This window comes from Pseudomonas profundi (assembly GCF_008638305.1).
Classification (GTDB): Bacteria; Pseudomonadota; Gammaproteobacteria; order Pseudomonadales; family Pseudomonadaceae; genus Halopseudomonas; species Halopseudomonas profundi.
On record NZ_VTPZ01000004.1, the window covers coordinates 98,029 to 123,692 of the forward strand.

Here is a 25,664-nt window from a genome sequence, read left to right on the forward strand (position 1 = left end):
CTGCATAGCTCTCCAAATCTCAACGGAAGGACATAATAATGAAGCTCGAGACTCTGGCGATCCACGCCGGCTACAGCCCGGATCCGACCACCAAGGCCGTGGCCGTGCCGATCTACCAAACCACGTCCTACGCTTTCGACAGTACCCAGCACGGCGCGGACCTGTTCGATCTGAAAGTGCCTGGCAACATCTATACGCGGATCATGAACCCCACCAATGACGTGCTTGAGCAGCGCGTTGCGGCACTGGAAGGGGGCGTGGGCGGGCTGGCGATGGCGTCCGGGATGGCAGCCATTACTGCCGCTATTCAGACGATTGCGGAAGTTGGCGACAACATCGTTTCGGTCGCCAAGCTATATGGCGGTACCTACAACCTGTTCGCCCACACCTTGCCTCGCCAGGGTATCGAAGTGCGTTTTGGCGCGCACAATGACATTGCCGCGCTGGAAGCGCTGATTGACGAGCGCACCAAGGCAGTCTTCTGTGAATCCATCGGCAACCCCGCGGGCAATATCATCGATATCGCAGCCCTGGCCGAAGCGGCGCACCGCCATGGCGTGCCTTTGATTGTCGACAACACAGTGGCTACCCCGGCGCTGTGTCGCCCGATCGAACATGGCGCAGATATCGTCGTGCATTCGCTGACCAAGTACATCGGTGGTCACGGCACGACGGTGGGCGGCATGGTGATTGATGGTGGGCGTTTTCCCTGGGCAGACAATGCCGAGCGCTTCCCGATGCTCAACACGCCCGACCCGTCCTATCACGGTGTCGTCTATACCGAAGCCTTCGGTCCGGCTGCGTTTATTGGCCGCTGCCGTGTCGTTCCGCTACGCAATATGGGTGCGGCGCTGTCTCCGATGAACGCCTTCCAGATTCTGCAGGGGCTGGAAACGCTCGCGCTGCGCATGGAACGCCATTGCGAGAATGCATTGCGGGTAGCCGAGTATCTGAAGCAGCATCCGCAAGTTGAGTGGGTGCAGTTCGCCGGTCTGCGGGATCATCCCGAACATGAGCTGGCCCAGCGTTACATGGGCGGCATTCCTGCGGCGATCCTGTCGTTTGGTATCAAGGGCGGCCAGGAAGCGGGCGGGCGTTTCATCGATGCACTGGAGCTGGTGGTGCGTCTGGTAAACATCGGTGACGCCAAGTCCCTGGCCTGCCACCCGGCATCCACTACGCATCGACAGCTGAACGACGAGGAACTGGAAAAGGCCGGCGTGCCGCGTGACATGGTGCGCTTGTCGATCGGCATCGAGCATATCGATGACATCCTGGCCGATCTCGAGCAGGCACTGACAGCAGCAGCCTGAGCCCTGACCCGGCGCGGCCAAGCCGCGCCGGCTAACGTTAAATCCCAACCACAAATCTCTCCCTTCCAGCTTCCGGCTTCGCGCTTCCGCTTTCCCGCCTTTATGCCGGAAACAACGGCCACACCCACGGAATAACCAGCGTAGCGGTAAGCCACATGATCAGATTCAGTGGTATGCCGATGCGCATGAAATCGGTGAAACGGTAGCCACCGGCGCTGTAAACGAAGGTATTGGTCTGATAACCGATCGGGGTGGCGAAGCTGGCGCTGGCCGCGAACATTACTGCTGCGACGAAGGGTCGAGGATCCGCGCCCAACTGGTGAGCAACGCCGATGGCGATCGGTGTCAGCAGTACCGCAACCGCATTGTTACTGACCAGTTCGGTGAGTATCGAAGTCAGCAGATACACGAAGGACAGCATGAACAGCGGCCCTAGCAGTGGCGCCAGCGTTATGACCTGGCTGACCAGGCTGTCTACCAATCCCACCTTGTTCATCGCAATACTGATCGCGAGCATGCCGAATATCAGCGCGAGAATGCGCCAATCGATCGCCTTGTAGGCATCCTCGGTATCCAGGCAGCCGGTGGCGACAACCGTGACGGCGGCAATCATCGCCAGGCCTTCGATCGGCATCACGTTGAACGCCGCGAGCAGCATGACCAACAACACAGAGACGATGGCGATGGGTGCCTTGTTCCGCCGATAGGCGCGCTCCTGCACTGTATTCAAGCTGATCAGGTCGCCGTTATCTGCGAACTTGCGGATCTGCGCGGGCGAACCTTCTACCAGCATGACGTCGCCAAACTGCAGTTGGAAGTCATCCAGGTTCTCCTGGATATTCTCATCCTGACGGTGCACGGCCAGCACGTGAATGCCATAACGTGCTGTCAGGTTCAGATCGCGCATGGGCCGGTGACTGTAGCGCGAACTCCTGCCCACGATGGCCTCGGCCAGGGTGACATCGCGGGTCGAGATGGTTTCGAAATTAGCGGCCTGGTTGCGGTTGAAGGTGAGCAGGCCGTTTTCCCGCAGCTCGATGAAATCGCGCATGGGGGCGTGCAATACCAGGCGATCACCGGCCGCCAGCACCGTGGTATTGACCGGTGTGGACAGTTCCTCGTCGCCGCGGAAAATTTTCAGCACCTGAATACCACTCTCACCATTGAGGTTGGCCTGGGCGATGCTCTGGTTGATTACAGCTGAATCGTGCGGTACCAGCAGTTCAGTCATGAACGGGCGGCTCTGATCGGGCCTGAGTTGCTTCGACAGGCTCTCACGGTCTGGCAGCAGCCGGTGTCCGATGAGCATGATGAAGGTCACGCCGATGACCGCCATGATCAGGCCCGGCAGGAATATGTCGAACATGCCGAAGGGCTCAAGGCCGTTCTGGCGCGCTACCCCGTCAACCAGAATATTGGTTGAGGTACCGATCATGGTCATGGTGCCGCCAAGTATGGTGGCGTACGACAAGGGAATCAGCAGCTTTGAAGCCTTGGTGCCAACCTGTGCGGCGAGCGTGACCGCTACCGGGGTGAGAATCGCAACAACCGGGGTGTTATTGATGAAGGTCGAGAGCACCATGCCAGTCAACATCAGGCTGAACAGCGTGCGCAGGGGGCTGCCGCCACCCATGCGCGCCAGCCAGCGACCGAGGGCCTCGACGCAACCGGTGCGCTCGAGGGCTGCGGACAGCACAAACATGCAGGCGATGGTAATCGGCGCGCTGTTCGACAGCACGCCGAGTATGTCGGCAGGCGTAAGCAAGGTGCTGACCAGCAGCACGGCTACGGCTATGCCGACCACTACGTCAGGGCTGAATTTTTCGCGAGCGAAAGCGTAGAACACCCAGCACAGCAGGGCGGCGACGCCAATCATCGGCAGGGAATCCCAGCTCATCTGTTACCTATTGAACACCGTTTGGGGTTTCGCCATGAAACCTCGGGCGGACACAGTAAGAGGGATTGCTTAAGCTGTCCAAGGCCGAAAAAGGATTTTGTTATTCCATAAGCGAATAAAGCGCGGGGCCGGAATTATAATGTTGCATCAAGCTGACTAATGAACTGGCTTGATTCTTGACCAGCCACCTGACGGGCCGTAGTGTTCAAACGCTTGTATGAATATTCGTTCAGTCAGGATGGCCCGGCTGATTTAGTGGAGACATTGCTATGCCAGATTACAAAGCCCCGTTACGCGATATGCGCTTCCTGATTGACGAGGTGTTCGATTTCGGCGCCCGCTATGAAAACTATGGCCTGACTGATGCGTCACCGGATCTGGTCAGTGCGATTATGGAGGAGGGTGCGCGCTTCGCCGGTGAAGTTCTGGCACCGCTCAACCGCACCGGGGACGAGGAAGGCTGTCACTTCGAAGATGGAGTCGTCACCACGCCGCAGGGTTTCAAGGAAGCCTATCAGCAGTACGTGGATAACGGCTGGGGTTCCATGACCGGGCCGACCGAGTATGGCGGTCAGGGTCTGCCGTTCTCGCTGGGGCTGGTCATCAGCGAGATGATTGCATCGGCCAACTATGCCTGGAGCATGTATCCCGGCCTGAGCCACGGCTGCGCTGCGGCGATTCGCGCACACGGTACCCAGGAGCAGAAAGACAGCTACCTGAGCAAACTGACCCCGGGTGACTGGACCGGCACCATGTGCCTGACCGAGCCTCACTGCGGCACCGATCTGGGCCTGATCAAGACCCGTGCGGTACCCCAGGCTGACGGCAGCTATCAGATTACCGGCACCAAGATCTTCATTTCCTGTGGCGAGCACGATCTGGCCGAAAATATAGTGCATCTGGTGCTGGCCAAGCTTCCCGACGCGCCGGCCGGTACCAAGGGTATTTCGCTGTTCATCGTTCCCAAGTTTTTGCCTGATGCCAATGGCGAAAGTGGTGAACGCAATGCTCTGAAGTGCGGCTCGATCGAACACAAGATGGGTATCAAGGCATCCGCGACCTGTGTCATGAACTTCGATGGCGCGACCGGCTTCCTGATTGGCGAGGCCAATCGCGGCCTGAACTGCATGTTCACCATGATGAACCATGCACGTCTGGGCACCGGTATGCAGGGTCTCTGCCATGGTGAGGCGTCCTACCAGAGCGCAGTAGCCTACGCCAAGGACCGTCTGCAGATGCGTTCGCTGTCAGGCGCGGCGGCACCTGACAAGCCGGCGGATCCGATCATTGTGCATCCCGATGTGCGTCGTATGCTGCTGACCATGAGAGCCTTCAACGAGGGCAATCGGGCGTTGGCCTATTATGCAGCGCAGCTGCTGGACCAGGCGCATTACTCCACGGACGAGGCGGCCAAGGCTGATGCGGAAGATCAGTTGGCGTTCCTGACGCCGATCTGCAAGGCGTTCATGACTGATACCGGACTGGAAGTCACCAGTCACGGCATGCAGGTGTTTGGTGGCCATGGTTACATCCGCGAATGGGGTCAGGAGCAGCAAATGCGCGACTGCCGCATTGCTCCTATCTATGAGGGCACCAACGGTATTCAGGCGCTGGACCTGCTCGGCCGCAAGGTGCTGATGAGCCAGGGTAAGCTGCTCCGTGTATTTACCAAGCAGGTGCATCAGCTGTGTCAGCAGTATGAAGGTCACGCCACGCTCGGAGAGTCTGTGAACAGGCTTAGCGAGCTGAACAAGCAGTGGGGCGAGTTGACCCAGCAGATCGCCATGCGCTCGATGCAGAACCGCGAGGAGGTCGGAGCGTCATCGACGGATTTCCTGATGTTCTCCGGTTATGTCACCCTCGCTTTCGTCTGGCTGAAGATGGCCGTCGTCGCGCAGGAAAAGCTGGACGCTGGTACCAGCGAGACTGATTTCTATGAGGCCAAACTGGCAACGCAGGAGTTCTACTTCAAGCGGCTGTTGCCACGGGCCCAGGCGCACCTGGCGGCACTTGAAGCTGGCGCCGATACGCTGATGAAGATGTCGGCCGAGCAGTTCTAACCTGCCAGTTGTAGCTAAAAAGCCCCGACTGGTTCGGGGCTTTTTTATGCAGCCTGTCGCCGCCAGATCGCAGGCCGCTTTTCGTAGGAGGGACGCCCCCGGCGCGACGGCGTCCGAAGGACGCCCAGGTTGAAATGCGCAGGCTGGGCAAACCGGCAGCTTCCAAGCACCCGTACTGCTCCGGTGGTGGGTGATTGCCCACGCCCGCGTGCCCGGCAACTGCCGCAAGACGCCGTGAATCCATCCATGGAGGCTTGACGAAAACATCCCTGTTTTCGACACTTGCGCCAGCTGCCGGGCCCGCAGACTAGATAGACTTCTGCGTTGCGTAGAGTTCGCCACGGCCGCACCCAGATATACGCCACTCATCGCTTTTCGTAGGAGGGTCGCCCTCGGCGCGACGGCGTCCAAAGGACGCCCAGAGATCGCAGTCTGCTCAGTCTCCCGTTCCGCAGGCCGCACAAGCTACCGCGTTGTGCTGATCAGCAGTTGCCTCCTCAATTTCGTGACCAGACTTTGGTCGGAAGTCATTTAAAGACGGTATCGGTCTTTTCGTTGTCGCGCTACAATCCTCCGCATATTCCGGGATGCCCCGGGCGAGCCGACTGCTATAGGAGTGTCCATGGCCGATTATAAAGCCCCCTTGCGCGATATCCGTTTTGTCCTCAATGAAGTTTTCGAGGCCGACAAACTGTGGCAGAGCCTGCCCGGACTGGCTGACACTATCGATGCCGAGACAGCCGACGCCATGCTTGAAGAGGCGGGCAAGATCACCTCGCAAACAATCGCCCCGCTGAACCGCAGTGGGGACGAAGAGGGCGCCCAGTGGAATAACGGTGAAGTGACCACGCCCTCCGGTTTCAAGGAAGCCTACCGCACCTATTCCGAAGGCGGCTGGGTCGGCTTTGCGGGCAATCCGGAGCTCGGCGGCCTGGGCATGCCGAAGACGCTGGGCGTGCAGGTTGAGGAAATGGTCTACGGCGCGAACAACAGTTTTGCGCTGTATCCGGCTCTGACTGCCGGGAGCTGTCTGGCGCTGGATGCGCACGGTAGCGACGAGCTCAAGCAGCGCTACCTGCCGAATATGTACGCAGGCACCTGGTCCGGCACCATGTGCCTGACCGAGCCGCATTGCGGCACTGACCTGGGCATCATCCGCACCCGCGCTGTCCCGAACGCCAACGGCACCTACGCTGTTACAGGGACCAAGATTTTTATCACCGGTGGCGAGCACGATCTGACCGAGAACATCATCCATCTGGTTCTGGCCAAGCTGCCTGATGCCCCGGCGGGTCCCAAGGGTATCTCGCTATTCGTAGTGCCGAAGTTCCTGGTCAATGAAGACGGCAGCCTGGGCGAGCGCAACGCGGTCAGCTGTGGCTCTATCGAACACAAGATGGGCATCAAGGCATCGGCGACCTGTGTGATGAACTTCGACGGTGCCGAAGGCTACCTGGTTGGTGAAATCAACAAGGGCCTCAACGCGATGTTCACCATGATGAATTACGAGCGACTGTCTATCGGCATTCAGGGCATTGGCTGTTCGGAGGCGTCCTACCAGAGCGCCGTTGCCTACGCCCGTGACCGCATTCAGAGCCGTGCGCCCACCGGTGCCGTTCAGCCTGACAAGGCGGCCGATCCGATCATCGTGCACCCCGATGTACGCCGCATGTTGTTGACCATGAAGGCCATGACAGAAGGCAGCCGGGCTTTCTCTACCTATGTTGGCTCGCAACTGGACATCAGCAAATTTGCCGAAGACGCTGACATCCGCAAAAAGGGTGAGGATCTGGTCGCTTTGCTGACCCCGATCGCGAAGGCATTTTTCACTGACATCGGGTTGGAAAACTGCGTGCACGGCCAGCAAGTGTTCGGTGGCCATGGTTATGTACGCGAGTGGGGCCAGGAGCAGTTGGTGCGTGACGTGCGTATCTCACAGATTTACGAAGGTACCAACGGCATCCAGGCGCTGGATCTGATGGGGCGCAAGACTGTTGCTAATGGCGGTGCGTTCTTCAAGGTGTTCGCTGAGGAAGTGAAAACCTTTATTGCCGACAATCAGGATCAGGCGCTGGCCGAGTTCATCCAGCCCCTGGCGGATGCCCTGGCCAATCTGGAGGAGCTGACCGCACAGGTGATAGAGCGTAGCCGCAGTAACCCGAACGAGATCGGTGCCGCATCGGTCGAGTATCTGCATGTGTTCGGCTACACCGCCTATGCCTATATGTGGGCAAAGATGGCCAAAGTCGCCGCGGCCTGCCTGGAGCAGGACGCCGATGGATTCTATAAGGCCAAGCTCGGCACGGCGCGATTCTTCTTCAAGCGGTTGCTGCCGCGGGTGCAGTCGTTGAGCGCCTCCGTTCGTGCTGGCAGCGAGCCGCTGTATGAGTTGGATGCGGATCAATTCTGAAGCGCGGTGCTCGTCTGCCGGATTTCCACGCCGTGTAAGCCTTTGCTTACACGGCGTGGTGGTAAAGGACTATTTCCGCCATTCGTGACCCTGCGTACTATCGGTCTGGCTAGGAGCAAGCAAGGAAGCGCGACAGATCAATAGGGATCAGGGAGCGGTACCAGGGAAGATATATCAGGGATAGTGCCAGGAGGGCAAGATCGCAGGATAGCGGTCAAGGACAGTGTCAGGATGACGCTACGTTAAGGATGATGTCAGGGACAGAGCCAGGATGGCAAAGATCGCAGGATGGCGGTCAAGGACAGTGTCGGGATGACGCTACGTTAAGGACGATGGTCAGGGATAGAGCCAGGATGGCGTGTCATCAGGAAGATGACCAGTGGTAACGCCGGGATGGCATGATCGTTAAGGATAATGATCAGCAACCAAGTTCTATAAAACCTCGCTTCGGCGGGGTTTTTCTTTTGGAGCGTCAAAAACCGGGCAGGCGTTCGCTAGATGCCCTTTCTCCGTTGCCGTAAGTGCCGTTTCGATGTCTGGAATACACGCTCTGGTGCGGCGGACCTATACTGCACGCATGAATTCAAATCTCCTTCGCTCTGTTCGTTTACCGATCTTACGACCAATCCGTTGGCATCGATTGGTCGGGGTGTCTGCCAATGCTTGAAGTCAGCACGCTGACCAAGAGTTATCAAAACCCTCAGGGGCCTTTGCAAGTGCTCAACGGAGTCGATCTCCGGCTGACTGCGGGGCATACGCTCGCTTTGATGGGCGAGTCGGGCAGTGGCAAAAGTACGCTGTTGCATCTGGTGGCGGGTCTGGATCAGGCGGACGCGGGCGAGATCAAGGTCGCCGGAACTTCGCTGACAGGGTTAGGTGAAGCGGCTCGTGCCGCCTACCGCCGTGATCGCGTCGCTGTCATCTTCCAACAGTTCAATCTCGTTCCTTCGCTGAAGGTCGCTGATAACCTGGCTTTTCAGGCGCGGTTGGCTGGCCGTGAGGACACCGCCTGGCTAGCGCTTCTGGCCGAACGTCTCGGGCTGGCTTCATTGCTTGATCGCTATCCGGAGCAGTTATCCGGCGGACAGCAACAACGCGTCGCTGTCGGCCGCGCGCTGGCCGTACGGCCGCCGTTGATCCTGGCGGACGAGCCGACCGGTAATCTGGATGAACACACAGCTGATGAAGTGATGACGTTATTGCTGGAGCTGGTGCGAGAGGCTGAATCCAGTTTGCTGATGGTCACCCATAGCGCCCGGCTGGCTGCTCGCCTGGACCGTCAGGTAACGCTGTCTGCGGGCCGTATCGTTGGTGACAGCCTTCCATGATTGAACGCCTGGGCTGGGTGCTGCGAACCCTGCTGAGTCATTGGCGGCGTCACCCTTTGCAGGGCGTCTGTTTGCTGGTGGGTTTATGGCTGGCGACAGGTCTGTGGACGGGTGTTCAGGCGCTCAACGAACAGGCCCGTGATAGTTATGACCGCGCAGCGGGCCTGTTTGGCGAGGACAACCAGAGTGTGCTGGTCAGTCCGGGTAATCAGCCATTCGATCAGGAGTACTTCGTTACGCTGCGCCGTGCTGGCTGGCCTGTCTCGCCCGTTCTGCAGGGCAGCGTTACCCTTAACGGGCCCGACGGGGCGGCGACGCGTTTACGCTTGACCGGCATCGAGCCGCTGAGTGTGCCCGAGCAGGGCAGCGTGGTCGGCACCATACAGCAGGTGGATCTCGTCGGGTTTCTGGTTCCGCCCGGGCGAACCTGGATTGCACCCGACACGCTTGCCGAGCTGGGGCTGTCGAGTGGCGATACCGCGCAATTGGCGAACGGGCATGCGCTGCCCCCGCTGCAGTCCCTCGCGGCCGTGCCGCCGGGCATGTTACTGGTTGATATCGGCGTGGCGCAGCGGATGCTTGATCAATCTGGCCGACTCAGTCAGTTATTGGTAGAGGGCGCGTTTGCGGCGAATCAGCCGCCCTTGCCGGAGCAGGTGGCGCTGCGCTGGGACGTACGCGACGAAGGCGATCTGCAGCGTCTGACTGACAGCTTCCATATGAATCTCACCGCCCTGGGGCTGCTCGCCTTCATTGTCGGGCTTTTCATCGTGCACGCCGCGGCGGGTTTGGCCATGGAGCAACGGCGCGGCCTGTTGCAGACGCTGCGTGCCTGCGGCACCAGCTTGCGTCTGGTGGTCTGCGCGCTGTTGCTGGAGCTGCTGGTACTGGCATTGGTCGGCGGGAGTCTCGGCGTACTCAGCGGTTTTGCTCTGGCCTCCTTGCTGGTCGGTGATCTGGCCGCCAGCCTGCGTGGTTTATACGGCGCTCAGGTGGCCGGTCAACTGGTGCTCGATTCGCAGTGGTGGCTGACCGGCCTGGCAATGAGCCTTGCCGGCACCTTGCTGGCTGGCGGCAGCAGTGTATTGAAAGCCATGCGCATGCCGGTGCTGGCCTGGGCGCGACCGCAAGCCTGGCGGGATGCGCAGGCTCGCAGCATCAGGCGCCTGGCGATCATGGGCGTGCTGCTGTTGTTGGTCGCGGGCATCTTGATCTACGTCGGTGAAAGCCTATTGACGGGATTCATGCTGCTTGGCTGCTTATTGCTCGGTGCAGCCTGGTTATTGCCACTGGTGCTGAGTCTGCTGCTGCGTGGAGGCAGAAAGCTCGCGCGCAGCCCTCTCGGGCATTGGTTCTGGGCTGACAGTCAGCAGCAGCTGTCGGGTTTGAGTCTGGCACTGATGGCCTTGTTGCTGGCGCTGGCGGCGAACATTGGCGTAGGCAGCATGACCGAAGGCTTTCGCCTGACCTTCACCAGCTGGCTGGACCAGCGTCTGGCTGCCGATCTCTACCTGCGCCCCGAATCCCAGGCTCAGGCAGATAGCATTGAGCAGTGGTTAAGTCGGCAACCGAGCGTGCAGGCTCAGCTGCCTAGTTGGCAGGTGCAGAGTCGGGTCCGGGATTGGCCAACGGAAGTCAGCGGGGTTATTGATCATCCGCTCTACGCGAGGCGCTGGCCGTTGATTGAGGCCGTCCCCGGGGCCTGGGACCAACTGGCCCAGGGGCGCGGCGCAGTGATCAGCGAACAACTGGCCTACCGGCTCGACATTGAATTGGGAGATGCCATTGAGCTGGAAACCCCCGACGGTATCTGGACACTACCCGTGCTGGGACGCTACGCCGATTACGGGAATCCCAAGGGCCAGTTGCTGGTGTCGGCCGAGCAGCTCAACCAGCGCTGGCCCGGTCTGGAAGTAAGCAGTATTGGCCTGTTGGTCGACGAGGCGGCGATCAGTGATCTGGTCGCCGGCCTGCAAGACAACTTCGAACTGGGTGGCTTCAGCCTGATTGATCAGGCAGCGCTGAAACGTTATTCGCAGCAAGTCTTCGAGCAGACCTTCTCCGCCACCGCCGCACTCAATACCCTGACACTGGGCGTGGCAGCCGTTGCGCTCTTTACCAGTTTGCTCAGCCTTGCCGATGCCAGACTCAGCCAGCTGGCGCCTTTGTGGGCGATGGGCTTGCGACCGTCCCGTCTGGCCTGGCTGAGTCTGGCGCAGATGCTCATGCTTGCTACCTTGACCTGCGTGCTGGCAATACCGGTCGGGCTGGCGTTGGCCTGGTGTCTGGTCGAGGTGGTCAATGTCCAGGCATTCGGCTGGCGGCTGCCCTGGCACTGGTTTCCCTTCCAATGGTTGACCCTGGCAGGCTTTGCCTTGCTGGCCGTATTGCTGGCCAGCATCAGCCCGGTGTGGCGCATCGTGCGGGTCGGCCCCACCCAGTTGCTGAGGCAGTTTGCCCATAATGCATAGATTCTCTTGCCTCTTCGTGCTGCTGGCGATGCTGGGATTGGCCGGTTGCGAACCTGAGCAGCAATCAGTGGATGCGGGATTCGCCGGCCTCGGTGAGCAGGCGGAGGGTTTCACCGAGGTTTCCCCGGATCGTCGTTTCGAATTCCCCGCTGATCATGGCGCCCACCCGGACTACCGCATCGAATGGTGGTATGTCACCGCCAACCTGACGGATGAAGATGGCCGGGAATGGGGCGCGCAATGGACCTTGTTCCGTCAGGCGCTGCAACCGCAGACGCCTCTGGAAGCGGAGGCCGGTTGGAACAGTGCCCAGGTCTGGCTGGGTCACTCTGCGGTTACCCATGCTGGTGGCCATAAATATGCTGATCGGTTGGCGCGGGGCGGCGTGGGGCAGGCGGGCGTGCGGGTGGAGCCCTTCGAGGCCTGGATAGATGACTGGTCACTCGCGCAGGCAAGAGACACACAAGGACAAGACAGTTTAAGCGCGCTGTCGGTGAAGGCAGCCGGGGAGGACTTCAGCTATCAGCTCAATCTAACCGCGGACCGACCCGTCGTGCTCCAGGGTGAACAGGGCTATAGCCGCAAATCCGAGGGCGATCAGGCGTCCTATTACTACAGTCAGCCTTTTTTCAGCGTCGAAGGTGCCATCGAATGGGAAGGTCAGCGGCATATCGTCACCGGACAAGCCTGGCTGGACCGAGAATGGAGCAGTCAGCCGCTGGCCGCCAACCAGCAGGGCTGGGACTGGTTTTCCCTGCATCTGGATGGCGGTGAAAAGCTGATGTTGTTTCGCCTGCGCAGCACCGATGGCAGCCACTATTATTCAGGCACCTGGATTCAGCCGGATGGCGAAACACAGCCATTGGCTCCCGGCGCGATAGAGCTGGAGCCGCTGGACGAGACGACCGTCGCAGGGCGCGAGGTGCCTACCCGTTGGCGCCTCAGAATACCCAGCAGGGCTTTTGATGTGACCACCGAACCACTGAACGAGCAGGCCTGGATGGGCACCACCATCCCGTACTGGGAAGGTCCGATTCGTTTCGGCGGGAGCCACACAGGGGTAGGCTACCTTGAAATGACCGGCTACTAGCTGGGAGGCGAGCTTCTGCTAAGGTGAGTCGAGATGATCTTTTCTGCGAGGCCCCCCGCATGTCTGCCAGAGCTCCGATACCCATTCCGCAAAGCATGTCGGCAATGATCCTCACCGGGCACGGCGGCCTGGACAAGCTGGAATACCGCCAGGATATCCCTGTCCCGCAGCCAAAACCGGGCGGGGTGCTGGTCAAGATCAGCGCGACGGCCAAAAACAATACCGATCGCAAGGCGCGCGAGGGGCTGTACCCGACGCGGGACAAGGCTGAAATGACCTCGTTCCAGATTGCCGGAGCGCCTACATTGACGTTCCCCCGTATTCAGGGCGCAGACGTGGTGGGCACTGTGGTGGCGGTCGGCGATGGGGTTGAGCCAGAGCGAATCGGTGAGCGGGGGCTACTGGATTTCAACCTGTACGCCGATGACCGGAGAGACATCAATCTCACCCCGGATTATTACGGACATGGTGCAGACGGCGGTTTCGCTGAGTACATCGCCGTGCCTTCGACGCAATTTCACCACATTGCCAACCCTGAACTCGCCGATGCAGAGCTCGCGGCGCTGGGTATGTGCTCTTATCAAACGGCGCTGCATATGCTCACTGCGGCTCAGGTGAAGGCTGGTGAGCGGGTGCTGGTCAGTGGCGCCAGCGGGGGCGTGGGTACGGCTCTGATCCAGCTCTGCCGTATCCTCGGTGCCATTCCCTATGCGCTCAGCCAGCAGGACAAGGCTGAAGCGCTGCGCGTGCTGGGTGCCGAAGCGGTTTTCGATCGCTCCGACATGAGCGGCTTCATCGACAGAGTGCGTGGGGTGACGGGCGGAGCGCCGATTGACGCGGTGATGGATCTGGTCGGCGGCGAGATGACCAATCGCTTCATCGATACCATGATCTTCGATATGACCCGCCGTACGACCTATCCGCGACTGAGCATTGCCGGGGCCAGCGGCAACAATGTCAGCGAGATTATGTGGACGCGCATCTATCTGTACCAGGTGCAGATATTCGGGGTGTCACACGGCACACGGGAAGAGGCCGAACAGCTGATTGCCTGGATCCGCTCCGGCCAGTTGCGGCCGGTCCTCTTTGGTGCGTTCAAGCTGTCCGAGCTGCACGCTGCGGAGGCCTTTTTCGTCCATCGCTCGAACAACTTTCTGGGCAAGATCGTCATCGTTCCCGATTCGGAATGGGCGCAGCACGGCGCGCGCTTTGCGCTGAGGGCTGACTGATGAAAGAGGAGCTTTCGCTGAAGCTGATCGACACCCATGCGGGCGGAGATGTCAGCCGTATTGTCATTGGTGGGATTGGGCCGTTGCCGGGCGACACGGTCAGACAGCAGATGCAGTATTTGAGCAACGAGGCGGATGGGCTGCGCCGTTTGCTGCTCACCGAGCCTTACGGCATACCCGAAATGTCGGTGGATCTGATCGTGCCGACGAACGATCCTGCGGCGGAGGTCGGCTACATCGTCATGGAAGTGATGGGCTATCCCATCTATTCAGGGTCCAATACCATCTGTACTGCTACGGCCGTTCTGGAATGCGGCATGGTGCAAAAACGCGAAGGCCGCCAGCGTTTCGTCATGGAATCGGCTGCCGGTCAGGTGCATATCGAGGCCGTGGTGCAGGACGGCGTAGTCGAAGCCATTACCTGCGAAGGCCTGCCAACCTACATTCACAGCTACCGGAATAGCATCCATGTGCCGGCGATTGGCGATGTGACCTACAGCGTTGCCTATAGTGGCGGCTTTTATGCGCTGGTAGACGCGCCCGCACTGGGGTTTTCGTTAGTGCGGGAAGAGGAGTTGGAGCTGGCTGCCTGCGCCCATGCCATTGTCGATGCCCTGCAGGCCGAGCGTGGTTTTTCGCATTACACGCTGGGCGAAGTCGGGCCGCTGCCGTTTCTGCATTACATGGGGCCGGTGGAGCAACTGTCCGACAGTTTTTACCGGTCACGCTCTGCCACCTATGTGCATCCGGGAGTGATTTGCCGCAGTCCTACCGGCACCGGTACTTCGGCGCGTCTGGCGCTGATGCACTACGAAGGCAGTATCAAACAGGGCGACCGGCTTGAAACCGTTTCTCTGCGTGATACCGGCTTTATCGGTGAATTCACCGGCGTGAACCAGGCCGGCGACCATCAGCTGGTAGAGAACAGCATCACCGGCAAGTGCTACATCCTGGCCCGCTCGGAGATCATCATCAATTGTGAGGATCCGATGGTGGAGTGTGGCGGTCTGCTGCATATTCTCAGCAGCCGCCAGCCGTGAAATACGCCTGTCAGGTGAGCGCGAGACCCACCCCGGCCAGCGCAATCGCAGCGCCGATAACCCGTGACAGCCAGGTTGATCTCCAGCTACCCAGTCCGGCGCCGACCAAATGCAGAACTGCAGTGCTCAGCGCAAAGCCGAGCATATACAGCGTCATCTCTGCGCCGGGCGGCATCTCACCACCGTGCGCCACCCCGTGCATCACAGCGAAAGCGGATACCAGTACTGCACCAGGCAGCAACGGCACGCGCCTGGCCCAGAGCAGCAGAAGCCCGAGCGCCAGTACCGAGCCGACTATACCCTGCTCGACGCCAGGAACTGCTATGCCGGCCATGCCCAGGCCGGCGCCGGCGAGCATGAAGGCAACGAACAATACCGGTAACAACCAGCGCGCACGTCCACCGAGCTGCGCCGCCCAAAGCCCGACCGCAACCATGGCGAGCAGATGGTCAAGCCCGCCGATGGGATGCCCAAGCCCGGCGGCCAGTCCGCCGAGCTCGGTGTGTCCGGGGTGAGCATGCGCCAGTGTCGGCAGGGCGATCAGTGCGGTCAGGGTGAAGGTACGGCTTATCAGGTGACCCATGGTCAGACTCCTTCTGCGGCAGATGCGGGTAATGGACGCAGCATGCCTTCGCGAACAATGAAGGCGATGATGTCGTCGACACCCGCGCCACTTTTCAGATTGGAAAACACAAAGGGCCGCTCGCCGCGCATCTTCTTCGCATCGCGGTCCATGACGCCGAGGTCAGCGCCAACCAGCGGTGCGAGGTCTGTCTTGTTGATGATCAGCAGGTCCGAGCGGGTAATGCCGGGGCCGCCCTTGCGCGGGATCTTGTCGCCGGCGGACACGTCGATCACGTAGAGCGTCAGATCCGACAGCTCCGGACTGAAGGTCGCCGCGAGGTTATCACCGCCGCTTTCCACCAGAATCAGTTCAACACCCGGGAAGCGTTCCTGCAGTTCCGCCACGGCGGCGAGGTTCATCGATGCATCTTCGCGGATGGCGGTGTGCGGGCAGCCGCCGGTTTCCACGCCGAGAATGCGATCAGCCGGCAGCGCCTGGTTGCGCAGCAGGAAATCGGCATCCTCGCGGGTGTAGATGTCATTGGTAATCACCGCCAGGTTGTAGTGGGGATACAGGTGCTCGCACAGCGTGCTGACCAGTGCGGTCTTGCCCGAACCGACCGGGCCGCCAATCCCCACGCGCAATGCGGGTTTGGTATTCATGTAGTGCTCCTTATGATCGAAACAGTCGTGTGTATTGGTGTTCGTGCCGGGCGCTGGCAAAGGCCAGACCGGGCAAGCCAGCGCCGAGTTCGTCGTCATGCAGCTGCGTCGCTGCGTTGACGATCACCGGCAGACGCGGCAACAGGTGGTCGAGCAGCCGTTGGGCGTCGGTCTGGCCCAGCGGAATCAGTTTGGTTGCGGCACCGGTCTGGTTTTCCAGCCAGCTCCAGAGCACGCCGAGTGCCAGCTGGTGTGCACCAGTCTGCCAATGCCAGCCGGCCATGGCGAAGGCGGTCATCAGGGCGATGGGTTCGCCCCTGGGCCAGTCCAGCGCCAGCGGAATTTCCAACGAACAGAGCAGCCGCAACAGCGCGCCGCCTTGCTGGCTGTCTTCCAGATAAAGTTCAGCCGTTTCGCGGTTGGCCAGCAGCCAGTCGTTCCATTCAGAGACGGCATCCAGGTCGCCATCATCCATGGCCACGTACTGGCGCATCAGTAGCGGAATATCCAGGTACCCCAGCGATCGCGTCGCCAGCCCGTCGAGCCATTCCACTGCCGAGTCGAGATCGGTCACCCAGCCCTGTTCCACGACATATTCCATACCCTGGGAGTAGGCATAGCCGCCGATCGGCAGCGCTGGGCTGGCCAGCTGGAGTACCCGCAACAGGGCCCTGTCGGCCTGTTCAGTGCTCGACATGCTGCTTGCCGTTCAGCCGAACAAAAGGCGCTGGCGGTGTGGCGACGCTATGCGCGTGCCCGTGGTAAGCGCCGGGCTCGGGATTGAACGGCGCAAAGATATCCTCCACCTCCAGCCGCAACCCGATGAGCATGGCCTCCAGCACATGATCGCGCAGATAGCGCAACTGCCCTGGCAGTACTTCCAGCGCAACGTGCCGGTTGCCCAGGTGGTAGGCGGCACGGGCCAGCAGCAGCGGGTCGTCACAGAGCACGCGTGATAGCGGCTCCGGCTCGGCGTGGATCATCACCACCGTATTGTCATTGGCCAGCAGACGGTCGCCTTCGCGCAAAACGCGGCCACGCGGCAAAAACAGCCCCACCTCGACGCCTGCTCGCGTGTGGGTGCGCAGCCGACTGCGGGTACGCATCTCGTAAGTCAGCTCCAGCTCATGGTGAACCGGCCCTGTGTCGTCCAGCCATTGGTGACATTCGAGCATCTAAGCCTCCTCAGAAAAGAAAGTAGCGTTGCGCCAGCGGTAGGTCTTCGGCGGGATCGCATAACAGGGCGACGCCGTCTGCCTCCACAATGTAGGTCTGCGGATCCACGCTGATCGTCGGCTGGTAGTCGTTGAGTTTCATATCCGCCTTGCTGATGGTCCGCGTGTTGCGTACGGCTTCGAGGCGCCGGGGCAACCCGAGCCGTTCCTTGATGCCGGCGTCCAGCGCCGCCTGGGAGACAAAGGTGACGCAGGTGTGGTTCATGGCCTTGCCGAGCGCACCGAACATGGGCCGATAATGCACCGGCTGGGGTGTCGGAATTGACGCGTTCGGGTCGCCCATGGGGGCGGCGGCGATGGCTCCGCCCTTGAGAATCAGGCTGGGTTTGGCACCGAAAAAGGCCGGTTTCCAGAGCACCAGATCCGCCAGCTTGCCTGGCTCCACCGAGCCAACCAGGTGCCCGATACCCATGGTGACAGCCGGGTTGATGGTGTACTTGGCAATGTAGCGGCGCGCGCGGAAGTTGTCCGACCAGTCGTTATCCTCCGGCAATGGACCGCGCTGCACCTTCATCTTGTGTGCAGTCTGCCAGGTGCGGGTGATCACCTCGCCGACCCTGCCCATCGCCTGGGAGTCCGACGAGATCATGCTGAACGCGCCGAGGTCATGCAGGATGTCCTCGGCGGCGATGGTCTCGCGGCGGATGCGCGAATCGGCGAAGGCGACGTCTTCGGCAATGGCCGGGTCCAGGTGATGGCAGACCATGAGCATGTCGAGATGCTCGTCGACGGTATTGATGGTGTAGGGGCGCGTCGGATTGGTGGAGGAGGGCAGCACGTTTGGCTCGCCACAGGCCTTGATGATGTCCGGGGCGTGACCGCCGCCCGCGCCTTCGGTGTGATAGGTATGAATCACCCGCCCCTTGATGGCTGCGAGTGTGTCCTCGACGAAGCCGGATTCATTCAGCGTATCGGTGTGAATCGCCACTTGCACATCGTAGGCATCGGCGACACTCAGACAGCAATCGATCGCCGCCGGTGTGGTGCCCCAATCCTCGTGCAGCTTCAGGCCCATGGCACCGGCTTCGATCTGTTCTTCCAGCGCATCAGGCAGGCTGGCGTTGCCCTTGCCGAGAAAACCCACATTCATCGGCAACGACTCGGCCGCCTCGAGCATCCGCGCCATATGCCAGGCGCCCGGCGTACAGGTAGTAGCGTTGGTGCCTGTAGCCGGCCCGGTCCCGCCGCCGAGCATGGTGGTGACGCCGGACATCAGCGCCTCATCGATCTGCTGCGGGCAGATGAAATGGATATGCGCATCGATGCCGCCGGCGGTAAGGATCATGCCTTCGCCGGCGATGACCTCGGTGCCCGGGCCGATGATGATGTCCACGCCGGGCTGGATGTCCGGATTGCCGGCCTTGCCCAGCTGCTGGATAAGCCCGTCCTTGATTGCGACGTCCGCCTTGAAGATGCCCGACCAGTCCAGAATCAGCGCATTGGTGATCACGGTGTCAGGCGTATCTGTGCGGCCGCGCTGGCTCTGCCCCATGCCGTCACGGATAACCTTGCCACCGCCGAACTTCACCTCCTCGCCGTAGCGGGTGTAGTCCTTCTCGACGCTGATCCACAGCTCGGTATCGCCGAGCCGCACCCTATCGCCGGTGGTAGGCCCGTACATCTCCGCATAGGCCTGCCTGCTTATTTCCATGTTGCCTCCCCGTGCGGTCCAGCCAGGTGACGGACTGCTACAAATTGATTTTCAGGCGGCATCAGAGACTGCCCATGACCTGTGCGCGAAAGCCGAACACCTTGCGCTCGCCGGATAGTGCTACCAGCTCCACCTCCCGGCTCTGGCCGGGTTCGAAACGCACCGCAGTGCCGGCGGCTATGTTGAGCCGAAAGCCCCGGGCGGCGTCGCGATCGAAACGCAGCGCCGCATTGGTTTCGGCAAAATGGTAATGCGAGCCGACCTGCACCGGCCGATCACCGGTGTTGGCCACGCTCAGGCGTAGCGTTTCGCGCCCGGCGTTCAGGGTCAGCGAGCCTTCAAGCGTCTGGATTTCTCCGGGTATCATCGGTGCGCCTCATATGATCGGATCATGAACGGTCACCAGCTTGGTGCCGTCCGGGAAAGTGGCTTCAACCTGCACTTCGCCGAGCAGTTCCGGCACGCCGGGCATGACCTGTTCGCGGCTGAGCAGCGTGCGGCCGTAGCTCATCATGTCTGCCACGCTGCGGCCGTCACGGGCGCCTTCCATAATGGCGGCGCTGATGTAAGCCATGGCTTCGGGGTAGTTCAAGGTCACGCCTCGCGCCAGACGGCGCTCGGCGACCAGTGCTGCGGTAAACAGCATGAGCTTGTCTTTCTCACGGGGCGAAAGCTCCATGGGTACACTCCGTTCAGGTATTCCAAATCCGCGGCGCGCAACCGCGCCGCCCATTGATGCGCGGCCTCAGCTGTTGCCACAGCCGCATGAAGGTAAGTCGGGCATGTTCGGCGCAGTGGCCGAGGTAGCGGCCGATAAAGAGGCCATTTCGCTGGGTAAAAACCAGTTGCGGGACGTCGGCGTACTCCTCCCGCAGCGCGTCCAGCGCGTCGCGATCCAGCGTCAGCGTGGCCAACCAGGTGCCGCTGACGAAGCAGCCACCCAGCCCCCAGCGGGCTGACAGCAGCGCGTCGTCACCCATGAAGCGATTACGCTCGATGTAGACCGGCCGGCCGTCGCGCCAGATATCCAGGTGCTGACTGACACAGCCGCTGGTGAAGCCCTCATCCGCAGCCGGCCGGCCCAGGCACAGCAAATCCCACATACACATCCGCGCATCAGCTTGCAGATCAACCCGTGTGGAGAGGCGCGCGTTGCAACCCTCGAAGGCGATCGTGTCCTGCGGCAGGTATTCAAGCGAGCCCCCCGCTTCGACGGTGAGACGGGTGAGCTGTTGTTGCAGAGTGCCGTTCTCGCGTGCGCGATAACACTTGCCTGATGACGGCGTAGTGAGCAACGCGGCTGCGTCAGCGCCGATGTGGGTGTTCAATCGCAGGGTGTCGCCACTGACCAGACCGCCTGGCGGATGCAGGATATACAAGTGCGGACAGTCCGGGCCTTCCGGATGCAGCGGACGCTGTATGCGCAGCGGGCCACGGTGGTGCAACCGGTCGATAACGGTGCGTCCTGCCCGGCGACTGACGCCAATGTCCAGGCCAGCCTGCCAGCTAATGGCGCTATCGACCTGTTCGAGATGCCAGGCTGCAGTCATCGACCTTCCTCATTCATAACATTTGGCTGAACAGTACAAGCTTCAGCGCTTTCCAGCCGCGCTCAGCGCTGCGCCAGGGCGTGAGGCAGCGAACGCAGCGGTGCAGTTACCAGACAGGCATAAACCGGGCCAAGGTTGATATCACGGCAAAACCTGCTTCAGCGGGGCACTGCGCGCGACCGCGCGGCAATGCGTGCGCTAAAATAGAGCAGTGAGTTGAGGGGCTGCACCAATGTTGTTCAATTCGGCTCTCGTCCGGAGCGGCCACGTTCGAGCGGGGCCAAACGCCGGATCGATTCGTCGATTGAGGCTCAGGCCGTGATCAAAAAAGCTGGCCAGAGAGTCAGGAACCTTTACCATGCGCCGCCATTGCGCATGGCACAGCTCATGCTTGGATCAACGGAACGGCGCCGCTCAATGGCGCAGCCCGACCCGGAGGTAAAGATGGACGAACAATGGCTGGTGGATTTACCCAAGGCTGAACTGCACCTGCATCTGGAAGGGTCGCTCGAGCCGGAGCTCCTGTTCAGGCTTGCGGAGCGCAACGCGGTCGGCTTGCCCTGGGCGAATGTCGAGATGCTGCGCCAGGCCTATGCCTTTAATAACCTCCAGGAATTTCTGGATTTGTATTACCAGGGGGCAGACGTTTTGCGCACCGAGCAGGATTTCTATGACCTCACCTGGGCGTATCTGCAGCGCTGCAAAGCCCAGGGTGTGGTGCATGTTGAGCCCTTCTACGACCCGCAAACACATACCGATCGCGGCATTCCGTTCGAGGTCGCGCTTCAAGGCATCAGCTCGGCCATGCGCGACGGGCGCGAGAAGCTGGGCATCAATGGTGGGCTGATCCTCAGCTTTCTGCGTCACTTGTCTGAGGAAGAGGCTTTCAACACGCTTGAGCAGGCGATGCCGTACCGGGATTCCTTTTTCGCCGTCGGGCTGGATAGCTCCGAGATGGGCCATCCACCCAGCAAATTCGAACGCGTCTTCGCCAAGGCGCGTGCCGAGGGCTTGCTGGCAGTGGCCCACGCAGGGGAGGAAGGCCCGCCGGAATATATCTGGCAAGCGCTGGATCTGCTCAAGGTGAGCCGCATTGACCATGGCGTGCGGGCAGCGGAGGATCCGCGGCTCATCGAACGATTGGTCGAGGAGCAGATCCCGTTGACAGTCTGCCCCTTGTCCAACATCAAACTTTGCGTTTTTGACAGTATGCGCGAGCACAACATCTTGCAGCTGCTTGAGAAGGGCGTGAAGGTCACGGTGAATTCAGACGACCCCGCGTACTTCGGTGGTTATGTACTGGAAAACTTCATGGCATTGCACGAAAGCCTGGGGATGACTGACGACCAGGCCAGGCTGCTCGCGCAGAATAGTCTCGATGCCAGGCTGGTCTGAAATCGCGCCCCTGGGCACAGGCGGGCCTCACCATCGGCGTCCACGCTCTATGCTAGGATGGCGACGGACCTGGGGGACGGCATGCGGATCGATTCAGCAGACTTCCCTTCGGGTTGATCCCGCCCGGGCGCGTACCGCACGCAAAGATAACCGGGCCAGGTATCAGTTTCTCGGCTTGTTCACCGCATGTCAGAGGAGGGGGCGTGTATTCACTCAAGCGCAAGGGCGATTACCGTCTGCAGTTGACTCGAACTCTGCGCAAGCCGGGTCGGCATAAGGTCGAGATGTACCTGTTCACCCCGCACGACAGCAATCTGTCGGTCTGGACGCTGAGCGAGCAACAATTCTTCTTCACGTCTCTGGAGCACCGCTTCGGCCTGCTGGGGCTGCCGGACAAGGACCGCGTGAGCAAGGCCGACCGTTCGTTCGTGCTCCTTTCTCCCTACTACGAGATCATGTACGGCTCCTGGCTGTTCCAGTATCGCGCGTCTATCGACCGCCTGCGCCAGCAGGTTCAGAACGCGGACGTCCTCGACGAACCGCTCAAGCGAGCACTTCGGTTAAGTCAGAATTTCGCCCAGCGAGTGCGTAAATCCAGTCCGGAGCAGAGCAACCAGCGCCGTTATTTCCGGCAGATGGATATCTATTTTTCGTGGCGTGCCGAGCAGTTTCTGCTGGAGTGCATGACCCATCCGGGCTTTGCTGAGCTGGACGAGGAGCTGAAACAAGCGGTAGCGGACTTTTTGCGGCAGGAACACAAGTATCGCAAGGAGCGCGAATACCTGAGTGACTTCCGCGGTTCGCCAACCCGGGTCTGGAACCGCATGAGTCTGTACCACCGGCTGCTCGAATATCCGGTATTGCTGCGCTCCAAAGTCACCGAGCTGGGTGCGGGCACGCGCAAGCTGGTCAAGGCAGCGTCGACCATGTTGATCATGTCGCTGTTTACCTATTTCCTGTTCAATGCGCGGGATGCCAGTGAAAAGCTTTCGCTGGCGCTGCTGTTGGGAATCGCACTGGTCTATGCCATCCGCGATCTGTTGCGTGACGATATGATTACCGGGATAACCCGGTGGCTACGCAAGGGTAAGCCGCGCTGGAAAATCCGCCTGTTCATGCCATACACCCAAAAACTACTGGCCTTGCAAAGAGTCTGGCTGGACTACCGCAGGCTGCCTGCATTGCCGCGTCAGATACTCGAGCACTCCGGGAACTGGGCATCCAACGATGAACGGCAGATCATCTGCTACCGCTCGGAGCTCAACCTGGACAAGGATGCCCTGGAGCAGGATGAGATTCAGGAACGGTTGAGCCTGGATTGCGAACAGCTCTGCGAAATGATTCAGACCAGCAAGCACCGCCTGTTCGTTCCTGCTAACGAGGCAGACCCCTTTGCTTCCATTGAGGCGCACCCTATCGAAAAGCAGCTCGACTACAATCTATTGGTGGTGCACACCGAGGCAGGTCAGCCCTTCTCCCAGGCCCAACGTTGGCGGTTGCGGCTGGGGCCGAGCGGGATAGTGAAATGCGAAAGCAAAAAGATTAACTGGCCGACGCCCGAGGAGCAGTTTGCTGCGCCCTGGTATCGGCGTTTAGGCAGTGTGTTTTACCGAAAGGATGCCAGGAAGTAGTTCGCAGCGGTGACTGATCAGCACAGGCAGTGCATCAGGTCGGAGAAAGCTGATGCCAGCCCGCCGGGCTGGCATCATCCTGGTCAGTCTTCCAGCTGGGCAGCCAGAGCCTTCACTTTGCTCAGGTCGCCATTGGCAACCTTGGTTACGCGGGTGCCATAGTCGGCATCAGCCTTGTACAGGAACGAGAGCATGATGTGCTTGCTTTCGTCATCTGTGATCGCCAGGGCCTGCCCGAAACTTTGCACCAGGTCAGACTTCTCCTGTTTGGTGTATGAGCGATACAGCTCGCCGGTCTGCTTGAAGTTCTGCTCGCGCTGGATCTTTTTCTGCTGGGTTGTGCCCTGCAATGCAGTCTCGCTGTAACGGGCACGTTCAACCTGTTCCCGCGGCGCCAGACGGCTGGGCTCGTAGTTCACCCCGGAACTGGTGTGGCCGGCATTCATCGCGCCGTCCTGGTTGCCGTTGTTCACTGCGACACGTGGCTTGTTAACCGGAAGGCTCAGGCCGTTCGCGCCGACCCGATACATCTGCGTATCTGCGTAGGCGAACAGGCGGCCTTGCAGCAGGCGGTCCTCGGAAGGCTCGATACCTGGTACCAGGTTGGCTGGCGACATGGCTACCTGTTCGGTTTCCTGGAAGAAGTTGTCGACGTTGCGGTTCAGCACCATCTGGCCGATCTTCTGTTCGGGAACATCCGGCCAGATCTTGGTGGCATCCAGCGGGTCGAAATCGAACGTGCCCAGATCTTCCGGTTCAAGCACCTGGATGTACAGATCCCACTTCGGAAAGTCGCCTTTGTTGATTGCAGAGACCAGATCATTGGTCATGTGGCTGTAATCCTTGCCCTGGACCTCTTCAACCTCATGCGGGCGCAGGTTCTTGATCCCCTGCAAGCTCTTCCAATGGAACTTCACGTAGTGAACTTCGTTATCGGCATTGACGAATTTGTAGGAATGCACGCTGTTGCCGTCCATCAGTCGATAGCTGGCCGGAGTGCCTTCGTTGGAGTACAGAAGGGTCAGCGTGCGCGTAGCTTCCGGCACATGGGAGAAGAAGTCGAAACGGCGTGAGTCATCATCCAGGTTGGAACGCGGGTCAGGCTTGAAGGCGTGGACCATATCCGGGAATTTGATTGCATCGCGGATAAAGAAGGTCGGAAAGTTGTTGCCTACCAGGTCCCAGTTACCATCAGCGGTATAGAACTTGGTAGCGAAACCCCGGGGATCACGCAGTGTTTCGGGGGAATGGTTGCCGTGTACTACCGCGGAAAAACGCACAAACACAGGCGTTTTCTCTCCCGGCGTAAAGACTTTGGCCTTGGTCAGCGCGGAAATGTCCTCTGACGCGACGAACTCGCCGTGCACGCCAGTGCCGCGGGCGTGTACAACGCGCTCAGGGATGCGCTCACGATCGAAGCGCTGGAGCTTCTGAATCAGGTGCACATCCTGCAGCACGGTTGGACCGTTGGCGCCGGCGGTTTGTGAGTTCTGGTTATCACCTACCGGTGCCCCGTTGTCCCGGGTCAAAGGCGATGCTACCGCCATGGAAATGCTCAAAAAACAGGCGGCGAATATGCTCAGCCCGCGACCTGTCCGACCTAATAACGACATTTCTATCTCCTGATAGTCCACTTGATTGGTTGCGCAAGCGACTATAGGTTGCCGGTCCGCTTGATCTAAATAGAACTTTATAATCAAGGTGATAGGCTAATATTCCACAAATACTTGAGCCAGTGTGCAGATAGATAACGCCGCGCCGCGTGCCAGGATGCAGGCGCGCACCAGCGAGACCTTTGGCTCCGCGCTGATTGCACTGGTGATCGCCGCCAGGCCTCTCACAGTCATTGGCGCCGCCCTGGGCTTCTGGACCTTCGACATCACCACCATCGTTGGCCTGGCTCCACTCGCAATCAGCAGCCCCTTCTACCAGCCGCTCACCCTTGGTGATTATCTCGGCTTGATCCCGGTATCGGCGTTAGCACTGTTTCTGGTGCCGGCGTTGTATGTGTTGCTGACGCCGGCGGGTGCGGGGAAGGCGAAAGGATTGGATTGAGTGGGGCAAGCTGACTGAGAGCAGGAAGCAATACAAGGTCTCGCCAGGCTTGCTCAGGCCGCTGCGTGAAGGGCATCAGGTC

21 protein-coding genes are annotated in these 25,664 nt (G+C 60.3%); 11 read left to right on the forward strand and 10 right to left on the reverse strand.

The genetic code is table 11. From position 1 onward, the window contains the following. Positions 1-38: 38 nt before the first annotated feature. Positions 39-1,313: a bifunctional O-acetylhomoserine aminocarboxypropyltransferase/cysteine synthase gene (locus FZE95_RS07095; protein WP_150300160.1), complete on the forward strand. Its 1,275-nt coding sequence runs from the start codon at positions 39-41 to the stop codon at positions 1,311-1,313. Positions 1,314-1,413: 100 nt separating this feature from the next. On the opposite strand, the gene FZE95_RS07100 is transcribed toward FZE95_RS07095, so the two are convergent. Then, positions 1,414-3,210, reverse strand: coding sequence for an SLC13 family permease (locus FZE95_RS07100; protein WP_150300161.1), 1,797 nt, complete (start codon positions 3,208-3,210; stop codon positions 1,414-1,416). Between the two features lie 269 nt (positions 3,211-3,479). On the opposite strand from FZE95_RS07100, the gene FZE95_RS07105 reads away from it, so the two are divergent. The 7 genes from FZE95_RS07105 to FZE95_RS07135 all read left to right on the forward strand — a co-directional run bounded on the left by FZE95_RS07105 (position 3,480) and on the right by FZE95_RS07135 (position 14,838). Next, the gene (locus FZE95_RS07105) at positions 3,480-5,270 is read left to right on the forward strand and encodes an acyl-CoA dehydrogenase C-terminal domain-containing protein (protein WP_150300162.1); all 1,791 of its coding nucleotides are present in this window, start codon (positions 3,480-3,482) and stop codon (positions 5,268-5,270) included. Between the two features lie 622 nt (positions 5,271-5,892). Continuing rightward, complete coding sequence (locus tag FZE95_RS07110; RefSeq protein ID WP_150300163.1) at positions 5,893-7,680, forward strand: acyl-CoA dehydrogenase C-terminal domain-containing protein; 1,788 nt, start codon at positions 5,893-5,895, stop codon at positions 7,678-7,680. A 659-nt stretch (positions 7,681-8,339) separates the two neighbouring features. Then, entirely contained in the window at positions 8,340-9,008 is a 669-nt protein-coding gene (locus FZE95_RS07115; RefSeq protein WP_150300164.1) for an ABC transporter ATP-binding protein, read from the forward strand. Beyond that, a complete protein-coding gene (locus FZE95_RS07120) occupies positions 9,005-11,479 on the forward strand; it encodes an ABC transporter permease (RefSeq protein WP_150300165.1) in 2,475 nt (824 codons plus the stop codon). The genes FZE95_RS07115 and FZE95_RS07120 overlap by 4 nt, the downstream gene beginning before the upstream one ends. Beyond that, entirely contained in the window at positions 11,472-12,569 is a 1,098-nt protein-coding gene (locus tag FZE95_RS07125; protein ID WP_150300166.1) for a lipocalin-like domain-containing protein, read from the forward strand. The genes FZE95_RS07120 and FZE95_RS07125 overlap by 8 nt, the downstream gene beginning before the upstream one ends. Positions 12,570-12,628: 59 nt before the next feature. Beyond that, a complete protein-coding gene (locus tag FZE95_RS07130) occupies positions 12,629-13,798 on the forward strand; it encodes a zinc-binding dehydrogenase (protein ID WP_150300167.1) in 1,170 nt (389 codons plus the stop codon). Next, positions 13,798-14,838 carry a proline racemase family protein gene (locus FZE95_RS07135; protein ID WP_150300168.1) on the forward strand — a complete coding sequence of 347 codons (1,041 nt, stop codon included), beginning with the start codon at positions 13,798-13,800 and terminating at the stop codon, positions 14,836-14,838. Before FZE95_RS07130 ends, FZE95_RS07135 begins: the two co-directional genes overlap by 1 nt. Before the next feature lie 10 nt (positions 14,839-14,848). Here the strand turns inward: FZE95_RS07135 and FZE95_RS07140 are convergent, their stop codons facing one another. From FZE95_RS07140 to FZE95_RS07175, 8 genes are all read right to left on the reverse strand, one after another. Next, positions 14,849-15,421 carry a HupE/UreJ family protein gene (locus FZE95_RS07140; protein WP_150300169.1) on the reverse strand — a complete coding sequence of 191 codons (573 nt, stop codon included), beginning with the start codon at positions 15,419-15,421 and terminating at the stop codon, positions 14,849-14,851. A 2-nt stretch (positions 15,422-15,423) separates the two neighbouring features. Then, positions 15,424-16,065 carry an urease accessory protein UreG gene (gene ureG, locus FZE95_RS07145; protein WP_150300170.1) on the reverse strand — a complete coding sequence of 214 codons (642 nt, stop codon included), beginning with the start codon at positions 16,063-16,065 and terminating at the stop codon, positions 15,424-15,426. Between the two features lie 10 nt (positions 16,066-16,075). After that, a complete protein-coding gene (locus tag FZE95_RS07150; RefSeq protein WP_150300171.1) occupies positions 16,076-16,762 on the reverse strand; it encodes an urease accessory protein UreF in 687 nt (228 codons plus the stop codon). Then, complete coding sequence (gene ureE, locus FZE95_RS07155) at positions 16,749-17,240, reverse strand: urease accessory protein UreE (RefSeq protein ID WP_150300172.1); 492 nt, start codon at positions 17,238-17,240, stop codon at positions 16,749-16,751. The genes FZE95_RS07150 and ureE overlap by 14 nt, the downstream gene beginning before the upstream one ends. 10 nt (positions 17,241-17,250) lie before the next feature. Continuing rightward, positions 17,251-18,951, reverse strand: coding sequence for an urease subunit alpha (gene ureC, locus FZE95_RS07160; protein ID WP_150300173.1), 1,701 nt, complete (start codon positions 18,949-18,951; stop codon positions 17,251-17,253). Positions 18,952-19,012: 61 nt separating this feature from the next. After that, positions 19,013-19,318 (reverse strand): urease subunit beta, encoded by a 306-nt coding sequence (locus tag FZE95_RS07165; protein ID WP_150300174.1) that lies wholly within the window; start codon positions 19,316-19,318, stop codon positions 19,013-19,015. Positions 19,319-19,327: 9 nt separating this feature from the next. Beyond that, on the reverse strand, positions 19,328-19,630 hold the full coding sequence (gene ureA / locus FZE95_RS07170) for an urease subunit gamma (RefSeq protein ID WP_150300175.1): 303 nt from the start codon (positions 19,628-19,630) through the stop codon (positions 19,328-19,330). A 13-nt stretch (positions 19,631-19,643) separates the two neighbouring features. Further along, complete coding sequence (locus tag FZE95_RS07175) at positions 19,644-20,501, reverse strand: urease accessory protein UreD (protein ID WP_150300176.1); 858 nt, start codon at positions 20,499-20,501, stop codon at positions 19,644-19,646. Positions 20,502-20,945: 444 nt separating this feature from the next. On the opposite strand from FZE95_RS07175, the gene FZE95_RS07180 reads away from it, so the two are divergent. Continuing rightward, positions 20,946-21,896 carry an adenosine deaminase gene (locus FZE95_RS07180; RefSeq protein WP_150300177.1) on the forward strand — a complete coding sequence of 317 codons (951 nt, stop codon included), beginning with the start codon at positions 20,946-20,948 and terminating at the stop codon, positions 21,894-21,896. Positions 21,897-22,099: 203 nt separating this feature from the next. Continuing rightward, complete coding sequence (locus tag FZE95_RS07185) at positions 22,100-23,527, forward strand: threonine/serine exporter family protein (RefSeq protein WP_150300178.1); 1,428 nt, start codon at positions 22,100-22,102, stop codon at positions 23,525-23,527. 83 nt (positions 23,528-23,610) lie between these two features. Here the strand turns inward: FZE95_RS07185 and katB are convergent, their stop codons facing one another. Continuing rightward, complete coding sequence (gene katB / locus FZE95_RS07190) at positions 23,611-25,074, reverse strand: catalase KatB (protein ID WP_397387117.1); 1,464 nt, start codon at positions 25,072-25,074, stop codon at positions 23,611-23,613. A gap of 190 nt (positions 25,075-25,264) precedes the next feature. On the opposite strand from katB, the gene FZE95_RS07195 reads away from it, so the two are divergent. Further along, positions 25,265-25,582 carry a hypothetical protein gene (locus FZE95_RS07195; RefSeq protein ID WP_150300180.1) on the forward strand — a complete coding sequence of 106 codons (318 nt, stop codon included), beginning with the start codon at positions 25,265-25,267 and terminating at the stop codon, positions 25,580-25,582. Positions 25,583-25,664: the final 82 nt, after the last annotated feature.